The organism is Halorientalis sp. LT38, assembly GCF_037031225.1.
Lineage (GTDB): Archaea > Halobacteriota > Halobacteria > Halobacteriales > Haloarculaceae > Halorientalis > Halorientalis halophila.
This window is the reverse complement of the sequence record NZ_JAYEZN010000002.1, coordinates 85402-112117: the sequence shown is the minus strand read 5'-3', so window position 1 is coordinate 112117 and position 26716 is coordinate 85402. Positions and strand designations below refer to the sequence as shown.

At 68.3% G+C, this 26716-nt stretch carries 22 protein-coding genes and 1 tRNA gene; 10 read left to right on the top strand and 13 right to left on the bottom strand.

Translation table 11 applies throughout. The features are described from left to right. The 4 genes from U5918_RS18555 to U5918_RS18540 all read right to left on the bottom strand — a co-directional run. Nucleotides 1-1612, bottom strand: a 1612-nt coding sequence (locus U5918_RS18555) for a hypothetical protein (RefSeq protein WP_336003534.1), incomplete at its 3' end; no start/stop codon positions are given. Between the two features lie 293 nt (nucleotides 1613-1905). Continuing rightward, nucleotides 1906-3786, bottom strand: coding sequence for a hypothetical protein (locus U5918_RS18550; protein ID WP_336003532.1), 1881 nt, complete (start codon nucleotides 3784-3786; stop codon nucleotides 1906-1908). After that, entirely contained in the window at nucleotides 3783-5282 is a 1500-nt protein-coding gene (locus tag U5918_RS18545; protein WP_336003531.1) for a flippase, read from the bottom strand. The genes U5918_RS18550 and U5918_RS18545 overlap by 4 nt, the downstream gene beginning before the upstream one ends. A gap of 238 nt (nucleotides 5283-5520) precedes the next feature. Continuing rightward, entirely contained in the window at nucleotides 5521-6474 is a 954-nt protein-coding gene (locus tag U5918_RS18540; RefSeq protein WP_336003530.1) for a hypothetical protein, read from the bottom strand. Between the two features lie 302 nt (nucleotides 6475-6776). Here U5918_RS18540 and U5918_RS18535 point away from each other — a divergent pair, with 302 nt between their 5' ends. From U5918_RS18535 to U5918_RS18525, 3 genes are all read left to right on the top strand, one after another. Continuing rightward, nucleotides 6777-7862 (top strand): DUF1616 domain-containing protein, encoded by a 1086-nt coding sequence (locus U5918_RS18535; RefSeq protein WP_336003528.1) that lies wholly within the window; start codon nucleotides 6777-6779, stop codon nucleotides 7860-7862. After that, nucleotides 7859-9898, top strand: coding sequence for a hypothetical protein (locus tag U5918_RS18530; RefSeq protein WP_336003526.1), 2040 nt, complete (start codon nucleotides 7859-7861; stop codon nucleotides 9896-9898). Before U5918_RS18535 ends, U5918_RS18530 begins: the two co-directional genes overlap by 4 nt. Nucleotides 9899-9961: 63 nt before the next feature. Continuing rightward, nucleotides 9962-11071, top strand: coding sequence for a hypothetical protein (locus U5918_RS18525; RefSeq protein ID WP_418771388.1), 1110 nt, complete (start codon nucleotides 9962-9964; stop codon nucleotides 11069-11071). Between the two features lies 1 nt (nucleotide 11072). On the opposite strand, the gene U5918_RS18520 is transcribed toward U5918_RS18525, so the two are convergent. Next, entirely contained in the window at nucleotides 11073-12059 is a 987-nt protein-coding gene (locus U5918_RS18520; protein WP_336003524.1) for a glycosyltransferase family 2 protein, read from the bottom strand. A gap of 195 nt (nucleotides 12060-12254) precedes the next feature. On the opposite strand from U5918_RS18520, the gene U5918_RS18515 reads away from it, so the two are divergent. The 3 genes from U5918_RS18515 to U5918_RS18505 all read left to right on the top strand — a co-directional run bounded on the left by U5918_RS18515 (nucleotide 12255) and on the right by U5918_RS18505 (nucleotide 14150). Next, complete coding sequence (locus U5918_RS18515) at nucleotides 12255-12521, top strand: hypothetical protein (protein ID WP_336003523.1); 267 nt, start codon at nucleotides 12255-12257, stop codon at nucleotides 12519-12521. Nucleotides 12522-12759: 238 nt separating this feature from the next. Continuing rightward, nucleotides 12760-13458, top strand: a complete 699-nt coding sequence (locus U5918_RS18510) for a metal-dependent transcriptional regulator (RefSeq protein ID WP_336003521.1) — start codon at nucleotides 12760-12762, stop codon at nucleotides 13456-13458. Beyond that, nucleotides 13455-14150 (top strand): TMEM165/GDT1 family protein, encoded by a 696-nt coding sequence (locus U5918_RS18505; RefSeq protein WP_336003520.1) that lies wholly within the window; start codon nucleotides 13455-13457, stop codon nucleotides 14148-14150. Before U5918_RS18510 ends, U5918_RS18505 begins: the two co-directional genes overlap by 4 nt. Here U5918_RS18505 and U5918_RS18500 read toward each other — a convergent pair. The 4 genes from U5918_RS18500 to U5918_RS18485 all read right to left on the bottom strand — a co-directional run bounded on the left by U5918_RS18500 (nucleotide 14147) and on the right by U5918_RS18485 (nucleotide 16575). Continuing rightward, nucleotides 14147-14347 carry a hypothetical protein gene (locus U5918_RS18500; RefSeq protein ID WP_336003518.1) on the bottom strand — a complete coding sequence of 67 codons (201 nt, stop codon included), beginning with the start codon at nucleotides 14345-14347 and terminating at the stop codon, nucleotides 14147-14149. The two genes, U5918_RS18505 and U5918_RS18500, sit on opposite strands and share 4 nt — an antisense overlap. Nucleotides 14348-14424: 77 nt before the next feature. After that, a complete protein-coding gene (locus U5918_RS18495; RefSeq protein ID WP_336003515.1) occupies nucleotides 14425-14667 on the bottom strand; it encodes a HalOD1 output domain-containing protein in 243 nt (80 codons plus the stop codon). Nucleotides 14668-14737: 70 nt separating this feature from the next. Beyond that, nucleotides 14738-15940 (bottom strand): orc1/cdc6 family replication initiation protein, encoded by a 1203-nt coding sequence (locus U5918_RS18490; protein WP_336003513.1) that lies wholly within the window; start codon nucleotides 15938-15940, stop codon nucleotides 14738-14740. Between the two features lie 545 nt (nucleotides 15941-16485). Beyond that, nucleotides 16486-16575: transfer RNA gene (locus U5918_RS18485), tRNA-OTHER, on the bottom strand. A gap of 505 nt (nucleotides 16576-17080) precedes the next feature. On the opposite strand from U5918_RS18485, the gene U5918_RS18480 reads away from it, so the two are divergent. Together U5918_RS18480 and U5918_RS18475 are read left to right on the top strand one after the other, a co-directional pair. Continuing rightward, on the top strand, nucleotides 17081-17614 hold the full coding sequence (locus U5918_RS18480) for an HTH domain-containing protein (RefSeq protein ID WP_336003511.1): 534 nt from the start codon (nucleotides 17081-17083) through the stop codon (nucleotides 17612-17614). A gap of 127 nt (nucleotides 17615-17741) precedes the next feature. Next, nucleotides 17742-18737: a DUF1616 domain-containing protein gene (locus tag U5918_RS18475; protein WP_336003509.1), complete on the top strand. Its 996-nt coding sequence runs from the start codon at nucleotides 17742-17744 to the stop codon at nucleotides 18735-18737. On the opposite strand, the gene U5918_RS18470 is transcribed toward U5918_RS18475, so the two are convergent. Next, complete coding sequence (locus U5918_RS18470; RefSeq protein ID WP_336003507.1) at nucleotides 18734-20152, bottom strand: CARDB domain-containing protein; 1419 nt, start codon at nucleotides 20150-20152, stop codon at nucleotides 18734-18736. The two genes, U5918_RS18475 and U5918_RS18470, sit on opposite strands and share 4 nt — an antisense overlap. A 94-nt stretch (nucleotides 20153-20246) precedes the next feature. Then, a complete protein-coding gene (locus U5918_RS18465) occupies nucleotides 20247-20825 on the bottom strand; it encodes a metal-dependent hydrolase (RefSeq protein WP_336003505.1) in 579 nt (192 codons plus the stop codon). 477 nt (nucleotides 20826-21302) lie between these two features. On the opposite strand from U5918_RS18465, the gene U5918_RS18460 reads away from it, so the two are divergent. Together U5918_RS18460 and U5918_RS18455 are read left to right on the top strand one after the other, a co-directional pair. Further along, nucleotides 21303-22373: a glycosyltransferase family 2 protein gene (locus U5918_RS18460; RefSeq protein ID WP_336003503.1), complete on the top strand. Its 1071-nt coding sequence runs from the start codon at nucleotides 21303-21305 to the stop codon at nucleotides 22371-22373. A gap of 134 nt (nucleotides 22374-22507) precedes the next feature. Beyond that, nucleotides 22508-23911 carry a right-handed parallel beta-helix repeat-containing protein gene (locus U5918_RS18455; RefSeq protein ID WP_336003502.1) on the top strand — a complete coding sequence of 468 codons (1404 nt, stop codon included), beginning with the start codon at nucleotides 22508-22510 and terminating at the stop codon, nucleotides 23909-23911. A 25-nt stretch (nucleotides 23912-23936) separates the two neighbouring features. Here U5918_RS18455 and U5918_RS18450 read toward each other — a convergent pair whose 3' ends face one another. After that, on the bottom strand, nucleotides 23937-24920 hold the full coding sequence (locus tag U5918_RS18450) for a lipid II:glycine glycyltransferase FemX (protein ID WP_336003501.1): 984 nt from the start codon (nucleotides 24918-24920) through the stop codon (nucleotides 23937-23939). Between the two features lie 22 nt (nucleotides 24921-24942). Beyond that, entirely contained in the window at nucleotides 24943-26556 is a 1614-nt protein-coding gene (locus tag U5918_RS18445; RefSeq protein WP_336003500.1) for an alkaline phosphatase family protein, read from the bottom strand. Nucleotides 26557-26716: the final 160 nt, after the last annotated feature.

Below are 26716 nucleotides of genomic sequence, written 5' to 3'. Positions count from 1 at the left end.
CGTCGATCACCAGAATACCGCCGGACCCGCTCGACCCATCGGTTCCGTCGTCCGTGGAACCGTCGGTTCCGTCGTCCGTGGAACCGTCGGTCCCGTCGTCCGTGGAACCGTCGGTCCCGTCGTCCGTGGAACCGTCGGTCCCGTCGTCCGTGGAACCGTCGGTCCCGTCGTCCGTTCCATCGTCCGTGGAGCCGTCCGTTCCGTCGTCCGTGGAGCCGTCCGTTCCGTCGTCGGTGGAACCGTCCGTTCCGTCGTCTGTAGAGCCGTCGTCGCTCTCACCGACGGTCCCGTCGACGACGGCCTGTGTGCTCACGGCTTGGCCGTCGATTTCGAAGGAGACGCCGCTGATGTCACCGGAACTGATGTTCGTGATCTCGAACCCGTCGATGCTGCCGCTGTACTCGAAGGCGTCGGCGAACCCGTTCCCGGTGACGCCGCGGACGACGGTCCGGCCGTCCGAGAGGGTCTCGATCGTGTCGTTCGACTCGGCCTTCTGACCGTCGTCGGTCGTCGTTTTCGCCACGTCGCCGTCCACGTAGAGCGAGTAGTCCATCGACTGGACGGACGTATCGGTCAGGACTGCGAGCACGTGGTCGTACACGGGATCCGAGTCCGCGTCGCTGGTGCTGCCGTCCGTACCATCGCCGGACGCGTCGCCCGAAGCCGCTTCTTCGGCCGTCATGGGGACGTCCGCGGGCGGCGTCAGGTCCGGCGACCCGGCCGACTCGCCGTAGATCCCGCCCTCCGAGGTACCGTCGGTATCACGGATGCCGTCGTGCCGCGTGTTCTCGAGCTCGATCCGGCCGTTGTTGTCCGTCTTGAGCATCCCCTGAATGTCGCAGTTCCGCAGGACCGTCGTCGTGGGGATCTCCTCGCCGTCCGCGGTCTGTTCGGAGTGTGCCCACACCGACCGCCGGCCGATCCCGTTCGGGTGCGCTCGAACGTCGCCGTCGACCCGCATAACCGTATCTTCGATCGTACAGTCCCCGAACGGCGACCCCAGCTTCACGTTACTGATGTTGTTGTTCTCGAAGTACGAGGCCCGGATGTTGACGACGGGACCCTCGTTCTCCACGGCCAGCGTCGGCGTCGCGTAGATGGCGTTGTTGGTGAAGTAGCCGATGTGCACGTTCTCGAACTCGAGCGGACCCTCGCTCACGTCGTTTTCCGTATACACGCCGATGGTCGAGTCCCCGGCGACCGAGCCGTCGCCGATGTAGACGTTCTGGACCAGTCCCCGCTCGGCGAGGACGAGCGGCTCGATGCCCTCCGGCTCTTTGCCTCTGAAGCCGACGTTCCGGATCGTCCAGTCCGTCCCGTCCGCGAAAATCTGCGCGCCGGCACCCTCGGCCGTGATGTCGAAGAGGACGTTCTCGAAGGTCTCGCCGCCGGAGACCTGTACCGTCTTCGTGTCCCCCGCGGCGACCTCGACGAGGCTGTAGTCGCTCTGGGCGGCCGAACCACGCGCCGCCGTCATCGGGAGGACGGCCGCACCGGTCGCGACTCCCAGCGTCTTGATCGCCGTTCGGCGATTGATGGTAGTCTCCTGGTCGTCAGACGACCCAGTATGCTCTGCATTACTACTGCGCTGGTCTTCTCTATTACCGACCATGTGCAGTAGGAAGTACCTACTATATTATGAGTTATTGCCAGTTGGAAAAGAATGCGACTGATTACTAATTATTGCTTACCAACTGCGCCCCGGGTGCGGTTGAACGCGTTAATTCGATCGTGCCAAGGGTCAAACCCCACTTTTTCATTACACCGCATATGTAATACCATTGAATGGAAAGTGCACCTGGACGGTAGCATTGTACTAATTGGTCAGTATGAGTTCACTAACGTCCAGTCTGTGTCGGGCTCCGGGAGCGCCGGAGCATATCGTCTCCGCGAGCGCAGTGGCGGTCAGAACAGCGCCGACTCGGTCGCGACGTCACGGACGATTCTGGCTCTCCGGGTCAGGTCCGCCATCCGGTCGGGGTGGGTCTTCGCAGCGCCGAAGCGCCGGTCGAGTTCGAGCTGATGGACGTACACGGCGTGCAGGTACCGCTCGAACGTCTCGACGGGCAGGTCGACGGCGTCGCAGTACGTCCGGACCGCCTCCCGGGCGCGGTCCGCGAACTCGTTTCGGTCACAGAGCACGGTCCGGAGCCCCTCCTCGAGGTCACCGATCGTGCGATACGCCGTGTCGATCAGGACGTACCCCGCGTCGACGACCGGTGACGCCGCGGGGGCGACGTACTCCCAGTCGATGACCGTCGTCACGGCATCGTCGTGCGCGTGGATGTTGGCCGCCAGGAAGTCGCCGTGGACGGGCGTGGTGAATGTCTCGAGCGGCGCCTCGACCGTCGGCGGTTCCAGGCCGGTCGGCTCGAACCGCAGGTCCTCGCGGATCTCGGCGGGCGAACGGGTCTCGGACTCACCGCGGAACGACTGCTGGAACGCCGCGAGCCAGTCGAGACCGATTGAGAGGACGCGGCCGAACGACTCGGGATCGCCGGTGAGTTCCGCGCCGAGTTCGCGGCCCGATGCCGGCCGTTCCGCCCTGGCCGGTCCGAACCGCGACGCGATCTGTCGCCCCTCCGGGAGCGTCTCCGTGATCGGCGCTCCCGACGACCGCAGGCGCTCGAGGTGTTCGTTCTCGCGTGCGGTGAACGGCGCGTGGGCCCGCCTGTTCGGAACCTTCACCACCGACTCGATCCCGTCGGCCCCGACGTCGAGAACGATGGACCGAGTGCGACCGGCGACGACGAGCGGATCGGTGAACGCGAAGCTCGAGTCCCTGTGCTCGTCCGCGTACACCACGAGATAGCTCGGGAAACACTGTTTCGTCAGCCGGCTGCCGGCCAGCCGCGAGACGATCGGCGCGAAGGCGTCGGCGTACCGGCCGCGTTCGGCCAGCGCGAACTCGCCGATCGTGCGAACGGCCCGGTCGTTCTCGACCGGGAAGGCATAGAGCGGGCGCTCCGACGACGGGAGGAGCGCGTACGCGGCGACGTGATCGAAGCCGACCGACCGTCCGAGTCGTCGGTACCCGTTCGCGGTTCCCGGCGAGAGCGGGCGACGGCGTGCTGCAGCGTCTCGGCCGAGTTCGGCTGCCGACGTGGCCGCCAGTTTGCGGGGCCACCCGTCGGCGATGCACAGGAGCGACCCGCCCGGGGCGAGGTACTCGCGGAGTTGCTCGACGCCTTCCCTGACGTCGGTTCGCCCGGAGAAGTCGGCGACGATCGTGTCGAACGTCCCCGCCGCGAACGGGAGCCGGTCGCGGGTCGCGTGGACCGGCACGACCCGTTCGGTGCTCTCGTAATCCTCGCGGTCGGCCGCCACCCGCAGCCGGGAGAGGCGCGGATCGACGGCGTACACCACGTCGACGAGTTCGGCCAGACACAGCGACCGCCGCCCGAACTCGGTGTAGAGGTTCAGGCAGCGCCCGGTGAGGTGTTCGGCCGCGAGGACGCGCCAGAGGTCTCGTCTGACGTCGGTCACCACCGAGCGACGGTCCGTGCGGTCCGGTTCGCCCTCGAGCGCGGTTCCGATGGAGTCGGCATCCGGCGTCGGCAGTCGAGCCCCCTCTGGCAGTTCGTCGGCGGCGATCCCGGTTCCCGCCGAGCCGGTCTCCGTCTCCCTGAACGACACGACGCCGTCCAGGTCGATGCCGACGACACCGCAGTTCCGACATCGGTACCCCTCCGGGTCGAGCACCCCCGAACACTCCGGGCAGACGAACTCGGCCGTCTCCGGTCGATCGGCGGACTCCGTGACGGCTTCCTGATTCGCTCCGGTCATAGTACGGCCCGTACGTTGCTGACTTCGATCAGTCCCGCGAGTATCGATAGCACGCCCCAGACCACCACGCCCAGCAGGACCGTGAGGGCGAGTGCGATCCAGCTCCCGATCTCACCGGTGAGGACGAGGATGCTCCCCGCCATCCCGGCGGTGACGGCGGCGACCAGGAGGAACTGCCGGAAGAGGTGGCCGACGCGGAGGTCGAACTCCTGGTGGATGATGTACACGTTCATCGAGGTGTAGAGCGTGTAGGTGGCGATCGTCGCGACGGCCGCGCCGACGACGCCCAGGAGCGGAATGAGGAGGACGTTCAGGCCCACGTTCAGCACGGCGGTGCCCCCCTTGGCGATCGCACGCTCCCGGGCCCGGCCGAGATAGTCGAGCGCGTTGCTCGTGATCTTCGTGATCGAGCGGAGCACGATGTACACGGTGAATACCTTGAGCACCGGCGTCGCGCCGAGGTACTCCGCCCCGAACAGCAGTCTGATGACGGGTTCGGCGACGAGGTAGATCCCCGCCGCGGCGGGGACGTAGAACAGAAGCGAGTACGTGAGCGCTTCCTCGTAGATCCGGGCCGCCTGACCGACGTTGTCGTCGGCTTTCTGCGCGCCGAACGTCGGGGACAGCGTGAACCCGAGCGCGGTCAGCGGCGTCTCGACGAACGTCATGACCTGCTTGCTGACGATGTAGAAGGTGACGGCGACGGGCGTCAGGAAGTAGCCGACCAGCACCGTATCGACGCGCTTGCTGAGGCTGTGGGCGGTGTTCGTCGCCGTCACCGGGACGGCGTACTCGGCGATCCGCCGGCTCAGTCCAGTCTCGACGGCCGAGGTCTCGGCCCCGCGGTAGAACCTGGCGTAGACGAACCAGCCCCCGACCAGCGACGCCGTGGCGAACCCGACGATGTACCCACCGAGCGCGCCGAGGGCGCCGAACCCGAACCACACGAGACCGACCGCGAAGAGGAGCCGGCAGCCGTAGTTGACGACGTCGATCGTCGCCGCGAGCCTGATCTCCTCGAACCCCTGGAGCACCAGTTGCGAGAACACGGTCAGCGCCTCGAACGCGAGAAACAGCGCGCCGAACAGCAACAGCGACTCCAGTCCCGGTTCGTCGAAGAGCGACGCCAGGTAGCCGTGGCCGACGAGCAACACGCTGCTGACGACGACGACGGCCACGAGGTTGAGCCCGAAGGCCACGCGGAGGATGTGCGGGATCTGGCCCGGCTCCCGTTCCTTGTACTCCGCGATGTACCGGGCCCCGGACTTGGCGATCCCGAGTTTGCTGAACACGCCGACCGCTCCGAACACCGCGACGGCCAGCGAGAGCATCCCGTACTTGCTGGGATCGAGCATCCGGGCCAGCAGGACCATCAGGGCGCTGCTCGACACGGTCGCGACGGCCTGCCCGACGAATTTCGTCTTGAACCGAGTGACGATTCGCGAGACCAGGCCCGTCCCGTCGTCCGGTGTGGCGCGATCAGTTTCGACAGTCACGGTGAGAGAGCGGCAATCGGCTTCGGGTCGTCGACGAGACCAGCGGGAGAGAGTCGCTCGCAGCCGTCCGACGTCCAGAGACGTGCACACCGCCTCGGTAGCGCACGCCCGACTCGGTCCTGCGCAAGGTGAGCGTTCATACAGGTGGTCGAGCGTTGCTCGCTGTCGACCTTCGTTATCCGTTCTTTAACCTGTTGCACGGCAGAGAGAGGGTCGCTGTGGAAACGCGACCGACCGGTCAGCGCCCCGCCGACCCACCGAGCGATTCGTACGCGGCTTCGGACGCGGACGTGGGAACCCCCGACGGCGGCTCGGTCCGCGGCTCCGATCGGAGTCGCCCTTCGATCCGACACGGTCCGTACAGCGGAATGGCGGCTTTCGCCCGACAGTTCTCCAGATACGTCCTGTTCCGGCAGCGGACGTCGCGTCGCTCGTTCCAGGTCGAACTGCCGGATTTGAATCCCCCGCCGTACGGCGCGTACGCGTCGCAGTTCACGAACGTCACGCCGGCGCCCCAGTAGTCCCGGAAACACGCGGTGCCGCCCGTCTCGTTGACCGCCACGCAGTTCTTCGCGAGCGATTCGTCAGTCCCCAGTCGACACTGGGGGTTCTCGTTGTTCCTGAAATACGAGTCGTAGACGCGGACTGCACCGCCCTGGCCGTTCTGAACCCGTTCTGGTGAGCCCGGATCCGACGCGTACAGCCCGTTGTCCGTCACGTTCTGGATGTTGAGGTTCCTGAGAACGAGGTCGCCCGCGTGATCCGCGTGGACGTAGATGCCGGTGTTCGCAGGCCCCCCGTCGCCCAGGTAGAAGTTCCGGACGACCCCCGACCCCTCGCCGTCGGGCACCGACAGCGTGAACGGGCTGTTGCTGGGTTCGTAGTCCCACTTCCCCCTGACGCCGACGTTGCGGATCGTCCAGTCGTTGGCCAGCGCGTGGAGACTGTACCCCGCGCCGTCGGCAGAGATGTCGATGACGACGTTCTCCAGTGTCTCACCGTCGTCGAGTCTGTGTTTCCAGGTCTCGCCCTCTTCGACGGTGACCTCCCGCACACGCGGCTCCGATTGCTCCGCTCTCCCGGCCCGGGGGGTTGCGGTCCGTCGCCCCCGCTGCTCGTCCTCGAGAGCGCTACAGCCCGCCGTCACCGCGACTGCACAGGCCGCCGTTCGGAGGAAGGATCGCCGGTCCATTGGTATCGACTCGTCGCGGCCAGTAGTTCGTTATTATCGGGCTAGTCACGATTGGGATCGGAACGCGACTGGAACGTAACCCACCGCTACTCCGCCCCTATCGGCCGTTGGTGTCGGAAGGGAATGAATTACAATACGATAGGACGGCGTCGTCCCGCTCACATGAGGACGACCGACGTCGATCAGGTGACGACAGACGCTGACGCCCTCCGGACCCACTGTTCGCACCCAGTTATCTTTACGCACGCTCTCGAACAGACCCGGGAACGTCACTCGCCCGTTTCGTCCACCGAAGCGAGTACATGACGGGGGCGATCGATCGGGGTCAGGATGGCCTGTTGTCGCGCCTCGCCGGCAGCGACGCGTCCGATCTGGCGCTCGTGGCGGGCTACGTCCTGCTCGCGAATCTCCTGCTTTTGGCCCTCCCACCGGAAGCGATCGCGATCCGGACGCTGCTCGGGATCCCGCTCGTCCTGTTTCTGCCGGGCTATTCGCTCCTCGCAGCGTTGTTCCCGCGCCGGGGGACAGCGGGCGCAGTCGACGGCATCGTTTCGGTGTCGGACGCCGACCGATCGTCGCTGGTGTGGCGACAGGTACGGAGCGTCCAGTCTTCGCGGATCGATCTGCCGACCCGACTGGCGCTGTCCTTTGGACTCTCGCTCACCCTCGTCCCGATTCTCGTCGTCGCGATGTCGGTCGTCGGGATCGGGACGTCGCTCGTGTCGATCCTCACGGTCCTCACGCTGGTCAGCCTCGGCGGGGTCGCCCTCGGGGCCCGCCGGCGACGGCGCGTCCCCGCCTCGGAGCGGTTCAGCCCCCGACTGCAGGGGCTGGTCCCGTGGTCACCGTCCGGGCGGTTCCACGCGCAGACCACCGTCGAGGTCGCACTGAACGTCGGGCTGGTCGTCGCGGTCCTGCTCGCGACGACCGCGCTCGGACTCGGACTCACGGTTCCCAACACCGACAGCAGGTACACCGAGGTCTCGCTGCTCACGGGCAACGAGTCCGCGGAGCGACTCGGGGACTACCCCCGGAACCTGACCGTCGGGGAGACGAGTGAGCTCGTGCTGGCGGTGAAGAATCACGAGCAACGGACGCAGAACTACTCGGTGGTCGTCCAGTTACAGCGGGTGTCGACGGACGGCAACACGACCGACGTCCACGAACGGCAGACCGTGACTCGGTTCGGTGAGCGCGTCGAGTCCGGTTCGGAGTGGCGGGCGCCCCACGAGTTCACGCCCCAACTCGCCGGCGAGGACCTCCGTCTCACGTATCTCGTCTACCGGGGGGAGCCGCCGGAGGGCCCGACGACGGACTCGGCGTACCGGCACCTTCACGTGTGGACCAACGTCAGCGAGCGACCACGACCTGCGGGGGCGAGCCGATGACGAGCGGCTCCCGGCAGTCGCTGTGGCAGCGGTACGTCGCCAAACTCCTGCTGAGCGTCGGGTTCCTCTCGCTCACCGTCGCCATTCTCGGGGCCTTCTCCTCGCCCCCCGAGGGGTACGAGCTCTCGATTTACGCCGGAACGCCGACCGTCTTCTGGGTCGGTGCCGGCGTCGCGCTCGCGGTTGCGCTCGCCCTCTCGCTCCTGCCCGCCGCTGGACGGTATACGGCTCCCGCGCTCTACCTGGGGGGTGCGACGCTGACGGCCGTCGTCGGACTCCCGCTCCTGCGCGGGTACGCGTTCGCCGGGCCGGGCGACCCGGCGACCCACCTCGGGTGGATCCGGGACATCGAAGCGGGGAAGTACTTCGTGACGGAGCTTTTGTACACCGGCCTCCACTCGACGGCGCTCGTGTTCCACGACGTCGTCGGGACCGCGCTCGAACACTCGCTGTTGCTGGCGATGGTGGCGTTCACGATCCCGTTTTTCGTCTTCACGCCGCTGATCGTTCGCACGGTCAGTTCCAGACCGCAGGCCGTCCCGATCGCGGCCTTCTCGTCCTTTCTGCTCCTCCCGATCACGAACCTCGAGACGTTCAATCGGGTGCACCCGTACACGCAGGCGATGTTCTTCACGCCGCTCGTGATCTACGTCGCGCTCCGGTTCGTCTTCGATCCGCGCGACTCGCTCGCCTCGCCGTTCAGCCTGTTGCTCGCACTCACGTCCGTCGCGCTCGTCTTCGGCCACCCGCTACAGGCGCTGAACGTCATCCTGCTGTTCGTCGGCATCACGGTCGTCCAGTTCCTCTCCGGGAGCGGGTCCGGCGAGCAGGATCCGTTCCGCTACGCGAGCCTCGGGGGCAGGCGACCGATCGCCGTCCGGTCGCTCCTCGTTCACACCGTCTTCGTGATCGGCGTCTTCTTCGCGTGGGTCGTCCGGACCGAGCAGTTCCAGACGGCCTCGAGAACGTACGTCCCGTCGATTCTCGAGTTCGTGCAGGGGTCGGCCACCGCCGGGCGAGAGACGGCCTCGCAGGCGAGTTCGCTGTCCGCGATCGGCGCCTCGCCCGCGGAGCTACTGGTGCGGATGTTCCCGGCCGCGTTGCTATACGTCGCGCTCGCCGGGCTCTTCGTCCTCCTCAACATCCACGGCCGGTTCCGGCACCGGTTCTCGGCGTCCAGACGGTATCTCGGGTACGGATTCATGGGCATCCTGACGCTCCTGCCGCTCAGCGCCGCGATCTACGCCCGGCCGCTGTCTTCGCTCCTCTCCGGTGTCACCGGCGTGCTCTTCCTCGTCGTGTCCGCCCTGGTGGGGATCGGCGTCTCCCTGCTGCTCGCGGTGTTACTGCTCGCATACGCCACGGAGTCGGAGACCGCGGTCTCGGGCGGCGCCACGGACACCTTCGTGACCTACATGGCCGTCGGCGGCGCGTTCGCGGTTCCACTCTTCTTCCTGTTTTTCGTCGGGAACATCGCCTCGCTGTACTTCCGAATTCTGGGCTACCTGCTGTTGATCGCGACGCTCCTCGGGTCGCTCGGACTGGTCCGGTTCGGAGACGGGCTCGGCACGGTCGTCTCGCGCCGCACGGTCCGGATCGGCGTCGTGTTGCTGTTCGTGGTCTTGCTCCCGCTGACGGTCGTGACCGTGTTCTCCTCACCGTATCTCTACCTGTCGAATCACCACGTCTCCCAACAGCAGTTCGACGGCTACGCGACGACCTTCGAGCACCGCGATCCGGACGTGCCGGTCGCCGGGATCCGGCAGGGACCGTACCGCTACGCCCACGCCGTCGAAGGGTACGAAGCGGCCAAGGGGAAGTACGAACGTAGCGTCACCGGGGAGAACCTGACGCGACTCCCGGCGGCCAGTCCGGGCCCGCTCTACCTCGTCGTGAACGAGCGCAACCGCCAGCGCGAGACGGAGGTCTTCCGCGAACTCCGCTACTCGAAGGCCCAGTTCCGGTCGCTGGATCACCAGCGCGGCGTCGATCGCGTGTCCACGACGGGGGAGTACGATCTGTATCTCGCCCGGTAGGAAACGGTCGGTCACCCGTAAGGTCGCGTGTAACTACGGTGTCCGCCGTTCGACAGCCGCTCGATGCGATATTTGATTTTCGTGAACACGCCGGCACACGTGCACCTGTACAAGAACGTCGTCGCGGAACTCCAGGCCCGCGACCACGAGGTCCGGGTCCTCGCGCGGGACTACGGCTGCACGCTCGCGCTCGCCGACGCCGCCGATCTCCCCTACACCGTCTACGGCGGCTGCGACACGACCAAGCGCTCGCTGCTGACGAACCTCCCCCGGCAGTACGCCCGCGCGCTCGCTGAGGCGCGCCGGTTCGACCCCGACGTGGTGTTCGGGATCGGCGCCTACGCCGCCCCGGCGGGGGCACTCACGGGGGCGCGGACGATCCTCGTCCACGACTCCGAGCCGACGACGCTCGACCACCGCATCGCCCGGGCGCTCGCCGACGCGCTGCTGACGCCGGACACCTTCCGGCGCGACCTGGGCCCGAAACATCGGGTGTTCCACGGGTTCAAGGAGTCGGCCTATCTCCACCCGGAGACGTTCGACGCGGACCCGTCGGTGCGGGATGACCTCGGGGTCGGCGAGGACCCCTTCGTCGTCCTCCGGCTGAACGCCTTCGGCTCCCACCACGACGTGGGCCACGGCGGTTTCACTCCGGATCAGGTTCGGGAGCTGATCACGGCGCTCGACGAGCACGCGACCGTCTTCGTCTCCGACGAGGGCGGCGACCTGGACGTCGGGGCGACGGCGGCACGGCCGTTCGACCTCCACCCCGCGCGGCTCCACGACGCCCTCGCCGAGGCGTCGCTGCTCGTCGCGGACACCCAGACCATGGTCACCGAAGCGGCGCTCCTGGGGACGCCGGCCGTCCGTTCGAACTCCTTCGTCGGCGAGGACGACATGGGGAACTTCGTCGAACTCGCAGAGCGCGGCCTCGTCCGCAACGTCGCCGAGTTCGAAGGCGTGCTGTCGACGGCGCTCGAACTGCTCACCGACGACGGCGCGGCCGAGCGGTGGGCGACCCGTCGCGAGGCGCTGCTGTCCGAGACCGTCGATCTGACCGAACTCCTCGTGAACGTGGCCGAGAACCCGCGCGACATCGACCGGGTCACCGGCATCTCCCGGTCGACCAGGGAGACGGAGTCGCCGTCGCCCACCCACTCTTCGCCGGGCTGAGTCAGTACGAGACCTTCTCCTCTAAGTGTTCGTTGTGCTGCATGTCGAAGATCATGGCGAACACCAGGAGGGCACAGCTAACGAGGAGCATGAGGACCGAGACGCTCCCCGCGAGCAGCGAGCCGCCGCCCGCCAGCGTCAGCGCGGCGAAGGAGAGCCCGGCGGCGCCGCCGAGTGTCCCCAGCCCGTAGAGGAAGACGAGCGGATGGAAGTCGACGAGGCAGTACTTGACCTTCAGTCGCCACAGAAAGCCCGTCAACAGCAGGGCCGAGAGCCGCGGGACAAAGGAGGAGTAGCGAATGTGGCTCTCCTCGTCGCCGTAGACGGCCTGCATCGGCACGTCGGCAACGCGGAACCCGTGGGCGTTGAGGGTGATGAGCAGGTCGTTGCTGAACCCGTAGCGGTCGTACAGCCCGTCGAGGTCGATGCGTTCGAGCGCGTCGAGCGAGATTGCGGTGTAGCCGTTCTGTGGGTCGTTGGTGCGCCAGTACCCGCTGGCGAGTTTGGTGAGGAAGGTGAGCAGGAAGTTCCCGGCCGAGCGAAAGGACGACATCGCCGAGCGCAGCTCCCGGGACTGGAGCCGGTCGCCCTTCGCGTAGTCGGCGCGGCCGTCGACGATCGGCTCGACGAACCGGTCGAGGATCGAGGGATCCATCTGGCCGTCGCCGGCGACGACCGCGGTCACGTCCATCCCGTCCCGGAGCGCCCGCTGGTAGCCGGTCTTTATCGCGCCGCCGACCCCGCGGTTCTCCTCGTGTCTGATCGGGACGATCCGGTCCGTCGAGCGACCACCGTCGGCCTTGGCCGCAACCGCCGGCTGCTCCGGTTCGCTGTGGTCGCGGATCTCCGCCCAGGTATCGTCGGTCGAGCAGTCGTCGACGACGTAGATCCGATCGACGTAGGCCGGGACCGAGTCGAGTACCTCGCCCACCAACCCCGCCTCGTTGTACGCCGGGACCACGACTGCGACAGTTCGCCCTCTGTACATCCGGGTCTCACACTCGGTGGCGACGGCATTGTAATTGAGAACCTGCCGCGTCGAAGTCGCTCTCTTCGCAGTTGGTTGCGGCTCGGACGGCCGATAGTACCGGCAAGTGACCGGCTCGAGACCGACTTCGGACGGTCCTTTCGACGGTCGTGTCCGTAGTAACGCCTATTTCGGTCGAAGACAGTACCTAGATCGATGCGTATCAAAGACAAGCCCGCCACGCCGACCCCGAGTCGACTCCTCGGGACGATCCTCCTGATCGGCGGCGGGGTCTTCCTCGGTGACTTCTTCTGGGCCATCGCCACGTACTCACCGTCCATCACCGCCGCGGGGCCGGCGGTGTGGACGGTCCTGGCGTCGGGGGTCCTCGCAGGGGCCGTGCTCGTCGGCGTCGGCGTCGCCACGGTGTTGCACTCGACCGACCACCTCGAGATCGCCGCCAACGTCGACTGGAACCTCTAGCCGCCCCGCACCGCGCGTTTCGTCGTCCGACCCACCAAGTATACGCTGTAATATATCGTAAACAGTCTTGTGAGCACTTCTCGATCCCGTCGAGTCCCGGTTGCGTATCTCTCGCGAACGGCCCGGATATCGGCGTCTTGCGACCGACGAGCGACGTGCGTGCGCGCTCGACGGACCGAACGAACGTCGTTCGAAGGGTCAGATTTATCCTTTAGACGCGTCTAATTCACAGTAACGAATGCTGAGCGACGTGATGGAGGATTACCTGAAGGTGATCTACGAGCTCCAGCGCGAGCGTGGGGCACCGGTCGCGACGTCGGTGATCGCCGAGGCCCTCGAGGTGACCGCGCCGACGGTGACGAGCATGATGGAGAAGCTCGAGGATCGCGGGTTCGTCGCGCGCGAGAAGTACAAGGGCGTGGAGCTGACGAACGAGGGCGAGACCGTCGCGGTCGAGATCGTGAGACACCACCGGCTGCTGGAGGCGTTCCTGGTCGACCACCTCGACTACGAGTGGACCGAGGTCCACGACGAGGCCGACGTCCTCGAACACCACATCAGCGAGGAGTTCGAGGCCCGGATCGCGGAGCGACTGGGCGATCCGGCGGTCGACCCCCACGGCGACCCGATCCCGGCAGCGACGCTGGAACCGCCGGCCGCCGACGAGACGCGTCCGCTCACGGACTTTTCCGTCGGGGACACTGTCGTCGTCTCGCGCGTGCGCGACCGCGACGAGTCGGAACTCGAGTACCTCGCCGAGGCCGGCATCGTCCCCGGCCGTCACCTCCGGATCGTCGAGAAGGCGCCCATCGGCCTGCTGACCGTCGCCCACGACGACGGCGAGCAGCAACTGCCGGACGGGGTCGCCGGGACGATCCGGGCGAAGGCGGTCGATGACGACGACGCAGCCGACACGTCCACTCCCTCGGAGTCATGAGCGGCTTCCTCGAGGTGATGCTCGTCGCGATGACCGCCCAGCTCGTGGTCCTGCCCGGCGAGAAGGTGCAGTTCCTCATCGCCGGGCTCTCGACGCGGTACAACCCGCTGATCGTCGTCTCGGCCGCCGGGACGGCCTTCGCCGGGTGGACCGCCCTCGAGATCTGGTTCGGGCAGGCGATCCAGGAGGCGCTGCCGGCCGTCTACCTCGACGCCATCACCGCCGCCCTCTTCCTGTTCTTCGCGGCCGCACTGTGGCGCTCGGCCCCGGCCCCCGAGGCGCAGCCGCTCGACACCGACGGCTCGGGCGTCCGCGCCGTCGACGGGTACGAGCTCCCGGTGATCGGGACGGTCCCGACCACGCTCGGCAGCTTCCTGCCCATCTTCAGCATGATGGCCGTCGGCGAGTTCGGCGACAAGACCCAGCTGGTGACCATCGGCCTGGCGATCCAGTACGGCGCGCACCCGGCCATCTGGGTCGGCGAGATGCTCGCGATCATCCCGGTGAGTCTGGCCAACGCCCTCTTTTTCTACCGCTTCTCCCACCGCTTCGACCTGCGGAAGGCCCACCTGTTCGGCGCCGCGCTCTTTGCCTTCTTCGGGCTCGACACGGTCCTGTCGATCACGGTCGGATTCTCGATCTGGGAGACCCTGGTCGGGGCGGTGAGCGGCGCCGTCCTCGGACTCGTCTAGTCGAGGCGGTCCGGGAACTGGAGGGCGCCGTACACGAGCGAGAGAACGGAGAGCAGTACCACGCCGACCGTCCCGATCCAGACGTGTCCGGTGGCGAAGGACAGGGACGCGCCCAGGAAGAGGCCGACCAGCGCGACGGGATACGCGTACGACTCGGGTCGCGTCTCCGGGGCGGCAGACGATCGCTCGTCGAACATCTTCCGTGAATCTGCTCGCGGCCCGTACTACAGTCCTATCGTTCGTTTCTGATAGGATCCGGGCGAACGGAACGAGGTCAGGCCTCCGCCCGTCCCTCGGAGAGCGTGATCTCGCGGTCGTGGTCCACGCGGACGGTAAAGCCCTCGTAGCTGAAGACGATGTAGCCGTCCCGCAGCATCGACCCGTCGGAGTCGTCGAAGAGGGATTCGAGCGCGTCCGGGTCGATGACGTCGTGCAGCGGCGTCAGCACCTCCGGATCGACCGACTTTTCGGCCGCGACCTTCCGTACCAGGGCGTAGCTGATCGACCCTTCGGCCATACGGTCCGTATTGAGCCCTGGGACTTACCTGCTTTGGCTGAAGTCTGCCAGATCGCTCGTCGTCACCGCCTCACGAGTCGACGGTCTCGGCCAGGACGCGTTTGACGACGTGGGGGTCCTCCAGCAACTGGTGTTCCGTGTAACTGCCCTCGGCGCTCCCGCCGCTGTGGCGGGACTGCTCCAGGATGTCGAGGAAGGCGTGTTCCTTCAGCAGGTCCCGCACCCGGCGCAGGGAGAGGGGGTCGGCCCCCTCCTGGCGGCAGATCTGCTGGTAGACCTCGAAGACGCGGGTCGTCCGGAACGCCTCCTCGTCGCCCTCGTCCAGCGAGAGGACGGTCAGCGCCTGCAGGACGTGCCGGGAGTGTGGCGTCGAGCCTCGGATGAGTTCGCGGAACCGGTCGGTCTCGGCGCGCTCGCGGGCCTGGATGACGAAGTCCTCCCGCACAGTGCCCAGGTCGTTGGACTGGGCGATCTCGCCGGCGTACCGGAGGATGTCGATTGCCTTCCGGGCGTCGCCGTGTTCCTTGGCGGCGAGCGCGGCGGCCCGCGGGATCACCGACTCGTCGAGCACGCCGTCGCGGAAGGCGTCGCTGCGGGCCTCCATGATCGAGCGCAACTGCGTCGCGTCGTACGGCGGGAAGACGAACTCCCGCTCACAGAGGCTCGATTTCACCCGCTCGTCCATCCGATCCTTGTACTTGATCTTGTTGCTGATGCCGATGACGCCGATCTTGCAGTCCTCGATCTTGCCGGCCTCGCCGGCCCTGGAGAGTTGCATCAGGATGTCGTCTGAGTCCAGTTTGTCGATCTCGTCCAGGATGACCAGCGCGACGTCGAGTTGCGCGTCAAGGATCGACCAGAGCCGCTTGTAGTAGGTGGCCGTGCTGATCCCCCGGTCGGGGATCTTGACCCCCGTCGCCGCCTCGTCGTTCAGGGCGCTGGCGATGGTCTGGACGGCCTGCGTTTCGGTGGAGTCCTGCGCGCAGTCGACGTAGGCGAACCCGGCCGTGACGCCCTCCTCGTCGGCGGTCCCGATGAGCCGCTGGGAGACGTACTTCGCACAGAGCGATTTGCCGGTGCCGGTCTTCCCGTAGATGAGGATGTTGCTCGGACTCTGGCCGAAGATGGCGGGGTTGACGGCGTTTGCGAGCTGGCTGATCTCCTCGTCGCGTCCGACGATCCGGCCCTCGTCCGGGAGATGATTGATCTCCAACAGCTCCTTGTTCGAGAAAATCGGATCCTCCCGGATGAACAGGTCGTCGGATTCGGACATCCTCTCACACCGGATTTCCGGTGGACCCGACTTTACTCTTTCCCCGAGAGCAGGACACCGGGTTTCCGATGAAACCACTCCCGAGACCCGTCGAACCCCGCCGCGAACCGCACACCTCATTCATCGGAAAGTATACTATTTTCCCGATATACCCCGCCTCGAAGACCCGCAAACGGTTCACCGGAAACGCGGTGTCGGCGCCCTTATCTGACAACCGTCTGACGATGGCCTCGCCCCCGACGGGGCAGTAATAATATACTAACACACCCCGTTTCCGGTGAAATCGGGCATTCAAGCAGCTCTATCGCGGTTACACAGCAGTCTCCGCGAGCAGATCCCGTGTTACTATTCTTTCATTAGGGCACTCCTTATCGGGAGTAGGAGCCACTTTCACCGGAAATCCGGTGTGTCCCTGGGCACCGACGCCGGGACGCGGGACCGCGAATTTTCACCGGAAACGGGGTGTCCGAACGATCGGGCGCGCGGATCGCGACCGGGGCGCGCCTCGAGACGCGTCGCGGACTGCGAACCGAGTGTCGGGAGAACGGAAGGGGCGGGAATCGAACCACGCGGGGCCTGACGGCCTCCGTCGGACCGAGGGTCGCGACGGTGCTCTGCCTCTGAGCTACCCTTCCACTGCCTGGTGTGACGCGACATCGGATCGTCGACGGCCAGTGGTATCGTTATGCGGTTCGAAATCCCCGGCATCCGGCGACGTGGCGGCCCTGAACGGGTCGGCCGGGCACTGTGTCGTACCCGGCAAATAACAATGGTCTATTCGACCGTCTCCTCGGGTGGACCCTCCTGGACAGGGGGTCTCGCGCACAGTTGCGTGACGTGCCACACGGCCCTGGAACGGGCGCCACCGTTCCGAGGGGGAGCCTCGCCGGACCCGCGCAGGCAGCACCGGTTCCCCGCTGCCTTCGCCTCTCAGGCGGCACAGCGACGGGCACAGCCAGCGTAAGTTCTCCCTTCCGATCCGGACGTGTGGATCCCGTCCACCGCGACGTGCGACCACGGATCCGTCCGTCCGTTCGGGCAGCGGTAAGCCCGCGTCAACCGACCCGAACGGTCGAGATACTTAAGCACAGTCGCGGCAGCCTATTCTGTAACCCTGGACGGAACCAGGGACGGGTAACAATGAGACGTAGCTCAGACCAAGCCAGTGAGTGGTGGGACGCGAAGATGCGATCGCTCCGGAGCAGTCGGCCGCCACGTATCGAGGTGTTCGTGCGATCGTTCGCGCCTCCCATCGGCGTGCGAGAGCAGCAGGATCGGGTGCTGAGCCGCCTGTCGAGCCTCGAACGCCGGGGCGTCCTCGAGACGGTCTCGGTCGACGTGTGGGGCAAAGCCGTCTGTCCGGACGGGCACTGCGGCGAGACGCGCGCGGGCGAGCGGATCCTCGACCGCGTCGAGGCGTTCAGCGCCTGGGCCAGGGACCTCGGCGTGCCGGTCGAGTCCCCGTTCGAGGAGTGCACCGTCTCCGCGTCCACGACCGGCGAAACGTTCCGGAAGATCGTCCTCCCGCGGCTCTGTATCGGCGTCTACAGCGACACGGAGCTGGAGGCGGTCCTCCCCTGCCAGCTCGACGGCGACCCCGTCTCCGTCGACGATTTCCTGGCGGCGCTCGAGGCCGCCCCAGCGGCCGATCACGGGATCGGAACCTCCGCCTGACCGCCGGTCTCGGGGCCGACGCGCCCATAATCGAAACATAACAAAGCCCGCCTCCGCTGTACCGCGGCGTACCGATGTCTCGGCGTCAACACGACACACAGCTGCCGCTGAGCGGGGCCGACAGACGATGAGCACACAGTCTCCCTCCCGCTGGGGCGCGGCGGGCCGGGTCGTTCGCGCGGTCCCCTTCGACCTCGTGCTCGTCCTGGTGCTGGTCCTGTTCGTCGGGCCGAACTGGGGCGGCACCGACGGGGGCTCGCTGCTCGGGTTCCTCCTCGGCGGCGCCTTCCTGTTTTTCGCGCCGGGATACGTCCTCGTGGCGGCGCTGTTCCCCGGCTCGGCCCGCGGTACCGGCTCCGGCCGAACGGCGTTCACGCTCACCTTCCCGGAGCGCGTCGCGGTGTCGTTCGGCGCGAGCCTGACGTTGCTCCCGCTGTTGGCGCTCGTGGTCGCCGTCGTCGGCCCGCTGTCGACCGGGCGCGTCGTCGGCGTCGTCGCCGGCTTCGCGGTCCTGACCGCGCTCGTGGCGACCGTCCGTCGGCTCAGACTCCCGGCCGAGCGACGCTACAGCGTCCCGACCGGGCAGTGGCTCTCGCGAGGGCGGGCGTTCCTGACCGGCGGCTCCGCGCTCACCACCGCGATCAACCTCTGTCTCGCAATCAGCGTCCTGGCCGGGCTCGGGATGGGGGCCTACGCGTTCGCCACGCCCCAGCCCGGCCCGGAGTACAGCGAACTCGCCCTCGTCACGGACAACGGGAGTGCCGGCTACGTCAGCGGCGACTACCCGACGAACCTCACCCGCGGGCAGCCGGCCCAGCTCACCGTGAGCGTCGAGAACCAGTACCGCGAACCGGTCGAGTACACGGTCGTCTCCGAACTCCAGCAGGTCCAGACGTTCGACGAGCGCATCCGCGTGGTCTCCGAGACCGAACAGCACCGCTTTTCCAGAACCATCGAGCCCGGACAGACCTGGTATCAGCCACACCGGATCCGCCCCCAGCAGGCGGGGACGGACCAGCGGCTCGTCTACTACCTCTACCGCGGCGACGCGCCCGCCGACGCGAACGGGTCCTCGGCCGATCGGACGGTCCAGCTCTGGGTGAACGTCTCGACGGGCGTCTAGTCCCAGACGTACCGGCCCAACACGGCCACGCCGAACAGGACCGCCACGCTCGCGCCGATCACGACGACCGCCCACTCGAACGGGTCGGCGGGAGCCGCGTCGTCTGCCGCAGACGCGTCCGCGGCCGTTTCTTCGTCCGGGCCGGTCGGCGTGGCGCCGCCGTCGCCGACGACCACCGTCCGGCTCTGGTTGCCGACGGCGACGGTGTAGGTGCCCGCCGCCTCGAACCGCTGGGTGAACTGAACCGTCTGGGTCTCGTTACGGGCGAGCGACAGCCGCTGGGCGTCTACCACGGTGTCGAACGCCCGGAGGCGAACGACCTCGGCGCCGTCCGCCGTCCCCGCGTTCGTGACGGTCGCGGTGACCGTCACGGTCCCGCCGGGCTCGATCCGCTCGGCGTCGATCGAGAGGTTCGAGACGACGTGGTTCGGGCGCGGTGCGTCGACGCGGACGGTCGTCTCGGCGTCACCGATCTCGATCGGCCACTCGCCGCTCCGGGGGAGGGTCACCGGCACCTGGACCGTCCGCCGCTGGCCCGCGCGGGCGAAGATCGAGTGGTTCCCGATGACAGTCTCGTTTTCCGTCTCGATCTCGAACGTCTGCCGGCCGTCCCGGCTCCCGCGGTTCACCACCGTCGCGTCGACGGTCCCCGTCCGGTTCGCGAGCAAGCGTCCGGTCGACGTGACGTTCGTCACCGTCATGTTCGGGTGCCGGATACCGAACGCGAGCGGCACCGTCCCCGACGTGGTCGCGTTCACCACGAGTTCGCTCCCGTCACGGACCCGGGTCGCGTTGTCTATCGGGCGCCACTCGCCGTCGTGGTAGGCCAGCACGACCGCGTCGCGGTCCCGCGCCCCGCGTTCCTCAAGGTCGTCGACGCCCACGTCGAGGGTGTACGTGACGGTGTACGCCCGCCTGGGCGCGTCCGAGGAGCCGTTCAGGTAGACCAGCGGCGTGTCGAGTACCCCCGCCGACGGCAATCGCTGGCTCGCGGCCCCCGAGAGGTTCCGGACCGAGTCGGCGACCGAGACCGACAGTTCGAACCGGTCGGCGCCGCCGTGTGACCTGATCGAGAGACCGCGCAGTTCGCCGTCGCCGACGCGCCCGACCTGGCCGGGGGCTGCCACGCCGGCGTCGCGCGCGATGCCGGCGTTTCGAACGGCGACGCGGAACGTCGACGGGGACTCGCGCGTCACCGTCGCGGTCATCTCGCCGCGCAGCCGCCAGTCCGGCCGCGTCTCCGTCTCGTTTTGCGGCGTCTCGGTCTGTGCCAGGCGGTCACAGCCCACGGGACAGCCCGGGCCGTCCGTCGCCGCGCCCGCGCCGGCGGCCGTCGCGACCCCGGTGCCGGCCAGCAGGGCCACCACGCAGAGCGCGAGACCGCCGAGCGCGACGCTGAAGTTCCGTCGTGTCATGAAGGCGCTCGTTCGATCGCCCTTCGCCCGACCCCGGTATTGTTATGGCCCGGCAACCGACGACGCTGTCGAGGGTCGGGCCCGCACACGGCCCCTAGCCCGCGATGGCGCGGCGCACCTGCCGGCGGAACAGTCCGGGGCCCGGGAGACCGTCCCAGGCCCAGGCGGCGACCGCGAGCGCGAGGAGGACGAGCTCGCCGAGCAGGTAGAGCGTCCCCCGCGGCGTCCGCAGGAACTCGCCGAACCCGACGACCAGGGCGGCCAGTTTCTCGAAGCCGCCCGGCCCCGCAGACGGGGCCGCCTCGACGAAGGGGTAGAGGAGGAATCCCAGTTCGGGCCCATCGCCGAGCATGACCGGATAGACGACGTCGCCGGGCAGGTGCAGGAGGTAGCCGGCGGCGAAGGCGACCCCGACGGCGCTCCGGCCGCGCCCCCGGGCGGCGACGAGGACGGCGACCACGACCGGGATGGCGAAGGGCAGCGAGTGGCCCAGCGAGCGACCGGCGGGCAGGACGTCCAGCCACCAGGCCAGCGGCTTGTCGATCAGATCGGGTACCTGTGACCCCACCAGCAGCGCGACCGCCGCGGCGTCGGAGGGCGGGTCGCGGCCGACCGCTCGCAGCGCGAGCGAGTAGCCGACGTACGCCACGGCGGCGTGTTCCCAGGGCCACATCTCAGACGCCCGTCCGGGTGGTGACCACGTCGGTCGCCGCCCGAGCGCCGCGCTGGGGGACTGGACTCGGCCCCGGAAGTCGATTCGAGCCGCGTGGACGACCTGATCGGCGGCGCGACGCGTCGCGAGCGCTGGCGGCAGGGCTGATCGGCATCACCAGATCCGGGGTGCGGTCCGGCCAAAGTAACGCGGTGATTACCAACGCTGGGGGTGTTCGCTCGCCCAGCGGCGACGTCCGGGCCGGTCGGTAGACGGCGTGTGCCGGCGACCAGGTGGACCGACCGGTCGCCGCGGGCCGAATCGGCGGCGGGGTTTTAGTCGGGTCGGCGCCCGTAGTCGCCGCCGAACCCGGGACAGGTGGGGCGAAGACGACGACTGAAACAAGTTCCCAATAACAATGCCCGAATCCGTTCTCGAAACGCGGGATGCACGTGTACAGGACGGGAACAGCGGCGTTCCAGCGGGTACGGCGGTAACATGTACAGGAACCACACGGTCGCCGTCGTCGTCCCCGCGTACAACGAGTCGGGGCTGGTCGGCGACGTTATCAGGACGGTCCCGGACTACGTCGACCGGGTGTACGTCGTCGACGACGGGTCGACCGACGACACCTGGACGGAGATCACCGCCGCCGCGGCCGCGGTCAACGAGGCGACCGCCCCCGCCGCGACCGACGGCGCGGCCCGGTTCGACCAGCGCGTCGTGCCGATCCAGCACGACCAGAACCGCGGCGTCGGCGGCGCGATCAAGACCGGCTACCAGCGCGCACGCGCGGACGCCATCGACGTGACCGCCGTCATGGGCGGCGACGGGCAGATGCGTCCCGAGGGCCTGGCCGCGGTCCTCGACCCCATCGTCGAGGGCCGGGCCGACTACGCGAAGGGGAACCGTCTCCACGTGCCCGAGACGGTCCAGGAGATGCCCCGCCTGCGCCTGCTGGGCAACCGGGTCCTCACCCTGTTGACGAAAGTCGCCAGCGGCTACTGGGGGATCGGCGACCCGCAGAACGGCTACACCGCCATCTCGCTCTCCGCGCTCGAACGCGTCGATATCGACGGGATGTACGAGTTCTACGGCTACTGCAACGACCTCCTCGTCGCCTGTAATCGCGAGGGACTGCGCGTGGCCGACGTGCCCCGGGAGGCGACCTACGCCGACGAGGAGAGCCACATCTCGCTGTCGACGTACGTCCCCCGCGTCTCCGCGATGTTGCTCACGAACTTCCTGGTCCGGCTGCGCGAGCAGTACCTCCGCGGCCCCTTCCACCCGACCTGGCTCGCCTACGGGACGGGACTGGTCACCGGCCTGGCGGGCGTCGGCCTCGCACTCGCCGAGGCCGTCGGCGGCGACGGCACGAGACGAGGCGTCCGCAACGCGCTCTCGCTCTCGGTCGTCGGCGCACTGACGTTCCTGGCCGGCACGGTCCTCGAGCGCAGGCGGTTCGCCGACCGCGCCGTCGTGGCGGACTCCGGCGACGAGGCCGACGGCGACGCACCCGCGGATCGGTCGGGGTCCAGGACCGACGAGCCGGAGGCCACGGCGGACTGAGGCGGCGGCCTCGGCGGCGCGATCGAGATCGGAGTCGAGTGGGCCCCGCGGGCGCGGAGCGACGCCGTCGGAAGGCACGGCTTAGCCCGCCTTCGGAGGGCATAACGAAACAGTAGCGACTCGTTTGCAGGCACGTGACGCGGACACAGCGGTTCCCAGACGCTCCTTCCCGCCGCCGGGTTCTCCAGGCGCTCGCCGCTGGCACGGCGGGCGCGCTCGCGGGCTGTTCGCTCTTCGACTCCGAGGAGCGAACGCCCGGGGACCGAGAGCCCCCGGCCGAGGCGACGCGGGAACCGGCGACGGGGGCGGCCGGTCGGGACGTCCCCGGCCGGCTCGCGAGCGAGTACGACCGGGCGGTCAACGTCGTCGCGGCGGGTGCGGACAACACGGGGTCCGAGCCCGTCGAGTCGGTGCTCGAGAGCGAACTGGGCGACGACACTCTCCTGTACTTCCCGCGCGGGGAGTACCGCTTCGACGGGAACCTCGAGACGGACTCGGTCTCGAACCTGGGGTTCGTCGGCGACCGGGCACTCTTTCGCCCGCCCCAGGGGTTCGCCGCGACGCTGCTTTCCTTCGGCACCGACGGCGCGGTGCGCGACCTCCGGTTCGAGGGGATCGACTTCGACGTCACGGCCGAGCGGACCGGCGCGCGCCCGCTCCACTGCGCCGTCGACGACGGCCTGCTCGTCCGCGACGTGGGCGTCACCGGCCGCCAGGACGTCGACCACGACGGCATGCGCTTCGACGTGACCGACGAGAACGGGACCGGCCGCGTCGAGAACGTCCGGCTCCCCGACGGCGGCTCGACGGCGTTCCCCAACACCGGCATCTACGTCGGCGAGGAGAGCGTCGGGGAGCTGTCGTTCGTCGGCTGTCAGGTCGCCGGCTGGCCGGACAACGGCCTCTACGCCTCGCCCGCGCAGGGCCCGGTCCAGGTCCTGGGCGGCCACTACGCCAACAACGGCATCTCGGGGGTCCGGGTCAGCGGCGAGAGCCTCGTCCGGAACGTGCGCGTCACCTGCAACACGACCCGCAGCGGCCTGGAGAACATGCGCGGCATCAGGCTCCGCGAGGGCGGAAACGTGACCGTCGAGAACGCGACCGTGGAGATGAGGCGCGTCACCGGCAGCGACGGCGCGATCACGATGGCCGAGTGGCTCGAGTCCGCGACGGTCCGCGACACGCACCTCCGGATCGACGCCGACGACGTGCCGGCGATCAACGCCAAACGACCGACCGACGAGATCGCCGCGGCGAGCGGCGACGAGCCGAGCCTGTCGATCCGGAACGTCCGGACCGTCGGCGGCGCCGGCGGCGAGGCGACGATCAGCGTCGCCGGCCGGAACCGCTGCCGGTTCGAGAACCTCTGCGTCCACCAGCGCGGACGTGGGCGCAACGGGATCCACCTCTCGGATTCGGAAGGCAACGTCGTCGCGCGCAGCACGGTCGACGTGACCGGCGACCCGCTCGTCCTCGAGAACGCGACCGCCCAGCGCCGCCGGTTCCGCACCGGGGCGTCGTTGTCGCGGTGTCAGTAGCGGGTGGACTGGTCGCCTCGACTCCTCAACGCAACCGTTTGTACAGCGTCGACGCCAGGTTCATCGGGCGCGTGCTGGCGACCAGGCTGTGGAAGGTCACGAGATCGGGCGCGAACTTGGCCTTGTAGTCCGTGAGTCGCTGCTCGTTCGCGCCGACGAGGTCGTACCGCTCGATCCCGCGGTCGATCGCCTCGCGCATGATCGCCCAGTCCAGCAGGTCGTTGACCGGCGCGTCGACGTCGGGCTTGGCCCCGCCCTGCCACCGGTAGATCGTGTCGCCGGCCTCCAGCGTCACCATCCCGCCGACGGCGCGGTCCTCGAGGACGACCTCGTAGGGCCGGACGACGCCGTCGGGCAGGGCGTCGTAGAGCTCGCTCACGTACTCGGGAGTGACGAGGTAGGTCTCGCCCTGTTCCTCGTGGCGGGCGGTGACCCGGCGGACGATCCGCTCGATGGCGTCGTGGCCGCCCTCGCGGATCTCGACGGTGTCGGGCGGGTCGCGCACGTTCCGGCGGGCGTCGCTGCTGAACGAGTCGAGCAGGGCCTCGGGGCCCGGGGTCAGATCGACCACGTAGGAGTGGCGCGGCACGAGGTCGAACCCGCGCCAGACGAACGGGCGGGGGTCGGCGAAGTTCGGAGTCGTCCGGACGTGGACGTAGCGGGGTTCGAACCGCGATTCGAAACAGGACAGCGAGGCGTCGAGGAAGGCCCACCGGCGCCGCTCGCGGTCGGACGGCGAGCCGTCCCCGAGGTCGAAGAGGACCGGGCCGAGATACGGGACCTTCAGGTCGGGGACCGGGGAGAACAGCGTCGATACCGGGCCGCGGGACCGCTCGAAGACGGGGAACAGGCCGACGGGACTGCCGTCCTGGTAGCCGACGAACGGGTGCAGGGTCGCGCCCGACCGCTCGGCGAGGACGGTCAGGGCCTCGTAGCGGTGGAAGGGAGTCGCCGCGGGAGCGACGTCACAGAACTCGTTCCAGCGGGCCGGCGGGACCGTGCGCGTCAACCGCGTCCGGCCCCCGACGGACTCAGACGTCCTCGAGGTATCCGAGGTTGGCCAGGTGCTGTTCGACGGTGCCGCTGTCGCGCTGTCTGATGTCTCGTGCATTGAACTCGGGGTACGGTTGGCTGTCGAGCCGTTCGACCAGCGGGAGCGCTCGCCCGTCCATGCGGTCGCCGGGCGGGACGCCGAAGGTAGCGAGCACCGTCGGCGCGACGTCGAAGATGTGCGGACGGTCTGCGGTCTCCATGGCCTCCGGCGACACGTCCTCGCCGGTCGCGATCAGGAGGCCGGTCCGCTTGTGGTTCCAGGGTTCGCGGGGTGCGTCGAACTGCTCGCCGCGGAGCGCACCCGAGAGGAAATGCTCGAACCCCGCGGGCTCGAGCACGATATCGGGCGCGTCCTCGAGGTGTGGCCCCTCGTAGACCTCCTCGCGGGGGTAGACGGACTGGAACACGGGCCGACCCTCCGGGGTCTCGACCGCGGAGAGCGCGTCGATCAACTCGGCGCGGACGGCGTCGTACTCCTCGGGCTGGACGACGCCGTCGGGCTCCCGGCCGGCGAGGTTGATCCGGACGCCGAGTTCGATCCGGTCGCGCACGTACGCCTTCGAGGCCCGGAAGTCGACCTGTTCGGTGCCCGCCCTGATGGCGTCGGTCGGCGCGATTGCTGTGACCGCGTCGGCGAGGCCGAGCGGCTCCAGCACGCGTTCGATCCGCTGGCTGGTCACGCCGACCCGGGCCGCCGTCGCCACCGCCCGCTCGAGGAGGCCCGGTTCGTGCTCGTCGGGATTGTGGCCGTTCCGGAGCTGGTTGCGCGCGATGCTGTCCCAGGAGGGCATCCCCTCGGCCTCCGCGGTCGCCGTCACGTCGCCCCGTTCGCGGAGGAAGTCGTTGGCCCGGAACTCGTACCCGGCGTACTCGCCGATCCCGTGGTCGCTGACCACGAGCACGTTCCGCGGCTCGCAGACGTCGAGGACCCGGGAGATGGTCTCGTCGACGGCGGCGTAGACGGACTCGACGGCCTCCCAGTCGCCGGGCCGTTCGTGGAAAACGGTGTCGGTCACCTGGAACTCCAGGAAGCCGAAGGCGGGGTCGACCTCCGCGACCAGGTTCTCGAAGACGCGACCGCGCGAGCGGGCCAGTCGCTCGAAGGCGGCCACCTGCTCGTCCCGCGAGACCTCGTGTGCTTTCGGCGGGTAGATCTCGTAGTCCGGGGCGTCGGCCATCGCGAGCGCGTCCTCGGGGACCGTCGTCGGGTTCTCCGGCGCGACGTAGCCCGGGACGACCGCCCCGTCGATCGGGCGCGGCGGGTGGGTGACCGGCACGTTCACCACCACCGAGTCGTGGCCCTGGTGGTCCAGCAGTTCCCAGATCGCGAACTCGTCGACGTCGGAGCGGTCGACGACGGTCCAGTCGTAGCCCTCGAACGAGAGAAAGCCGTAGACACCGTGTTTGCCGGGGTTGACGCCCGTGTACAGCGAGGGCCAGGCGCTGGGCGTCCAGGGGGGCAACTGCGAGGTGAGGCCGTCGGCGTACCCCCCGCGAGAGAGCGATCCCAGCGTCGGGACGGTGCCGTCCTCGATCAGAGGTTCGAGCACCGGCAGGCAGGCACCGTCGAGCCCGAGCAAGAGAGTCTGCATCCGTGACGGACGACCTGTTGGCATCGGTCGCCCTTGTGCCACCGACGGTATTGTTATGAAGAATTTTGCAGACGTGTCCCGGCCCCCCATCGCCGGTACTGGTCGCGTAAGGTGATCTTACCCGCCGTTTGTAGCCGGTGAACGAACGGCCGCTGTGACG

What these genes read in the sequence shown, in the direction of transcription:
- U5918_RS18515 (WP_336003523.1), top strand. Translation starts at nt 12,255, where the DNA reads ATGCGTATCAAAGACAAGCCCGCCACGCCGACCCCGAGTCGACTCCTC.
- U5918_RS18445 (WP_336003500.1), bottom strand. Translation starts at nt 26,556, where the DNA reads ATGCAGACTCTCTTGCTCGGGCTCGACGGTGCCTGCCTGCCGGTGCTC.
- U5918_RS18490 (WP_336003513.1), bottom strand. Translation starts at nt 15,940, where the DNA reads ATGTCCGAATCCGACGACCTGTTCATCCGGGAGGATCCGATTTTCTCG.
- U5918_RS18540 (WP_336003530.1), bottom strand. Translation starts at nt 6,474, where the DNA reads ATGGACCGGCGATCCTTCCTCCGAACGGCGGCCTGTGCAGTCGCGGTG.
- U5918_RS18520 (WP_336003524.1), bottom strand. Translation starts at nt 12,059, where the DNA reads ATGTACAGAGGGCGAACTGTCGCAGTCGTGGTCCCGGCGTACAACGAG.
- U5918_RS18480 (WP_336003511.1), top strand. Translation starts at nt 17,081, where the DNA reads ATGAGACGTAGCTCAGACCAAGCCAGTGAGTGGTGGGACGCGAAGATG.
- U5918_RS18525 (WP_418771388.1), top strand. Translation starts at nt 9,962, where the DNA reads ATGCGATATTTGATTTTCGTGAACACGCCGGCACACGTGCACCTGTAC.
- U5918_RS18510 (WP_336003521.1), top strand. Translation starts at nt 12,760, where the DNA reads ATGCTGAGCGACGTGATGGAGGATTACCTGAAGGTGATCTACGAGCTC.
- U5918_RS18465 (WP_336003505.1), bottom strand. Translation starts at nt 20,825, where the DNA reads ATGTGGCCCTGGGAACACGCCGCCGTGGCGTACGTCGGCTACTCGCTC.
- U5918_RS18495 (WP_336003515.1), bottom strand. Translation starts at nt 14,667, where the DNA reads ATGGCCGAAGGGTCGATCAGCTACGCCCTGGTACGGAAGGTCGCGGCC.
- U5918_RS18500 (WP_336003518.1), bottom strand. Translation starts at nt 14,347, where the DNA reads ATGTTCGACGAGCGATCGTCTGCCGCCCCGGAGACGCGACCCGAGTCG.
- U5918_RS18470 (WP_336003507.1), bottom strand. Translation starts at nt 20,152, where the DNA reads ATGACACGACGGAACTTCAGCGTCGCGCTCGGCGGTCTCGCGCTCTGC.
- U5918_RS18535 (WP_336003528.1), top strand. Translation starts at nt 6,777, where the DNA reads ATGACGGGGGCGATCGATCGGGGTCAGGATGGCCTGTTGTCGCGCCTC.
- U5918_RS18460 (WP_336003503.1), top strand. Translation starts at nt 21,303, where the DNA reads ATGTACAGGAACCACACGGTCGCCGTCGTCGTCCCCGCGTACAACGAG.
- U5918_RS18475 (WP_336003509.1), top strand. Translation starts at nt 17,742, where the DNA reads ATGAGCACACAGTCTCCCTCCCGCTGGGGCGCGGCGGGCCGGGTCGTT.
- U5918_RS18530 (WP_336003526.1), top strand. Translation starts at nt 7,859, where the DNA reads ATGACGAGCGGCTCCCGGCAGTCGCTGTGGCAGCGGTACGTCGCCAAA.
- U5918_RS18550 (WP_336003532.1), bottom strand. Translation starts at nt 3,786, where the DNA reads ATGACCGGAGCGAATCAGGAAGCCGTCACGGAGTCCGCCGATCGACCG.
- U5918_RS18505 (WP_336003520.1), top strand. Translation starts at nt 13,455, where the DNA reads ATGAGCGGCTTCCTCGAGGTGATGCTCGTCGCGATGACCGCCCAGCTC.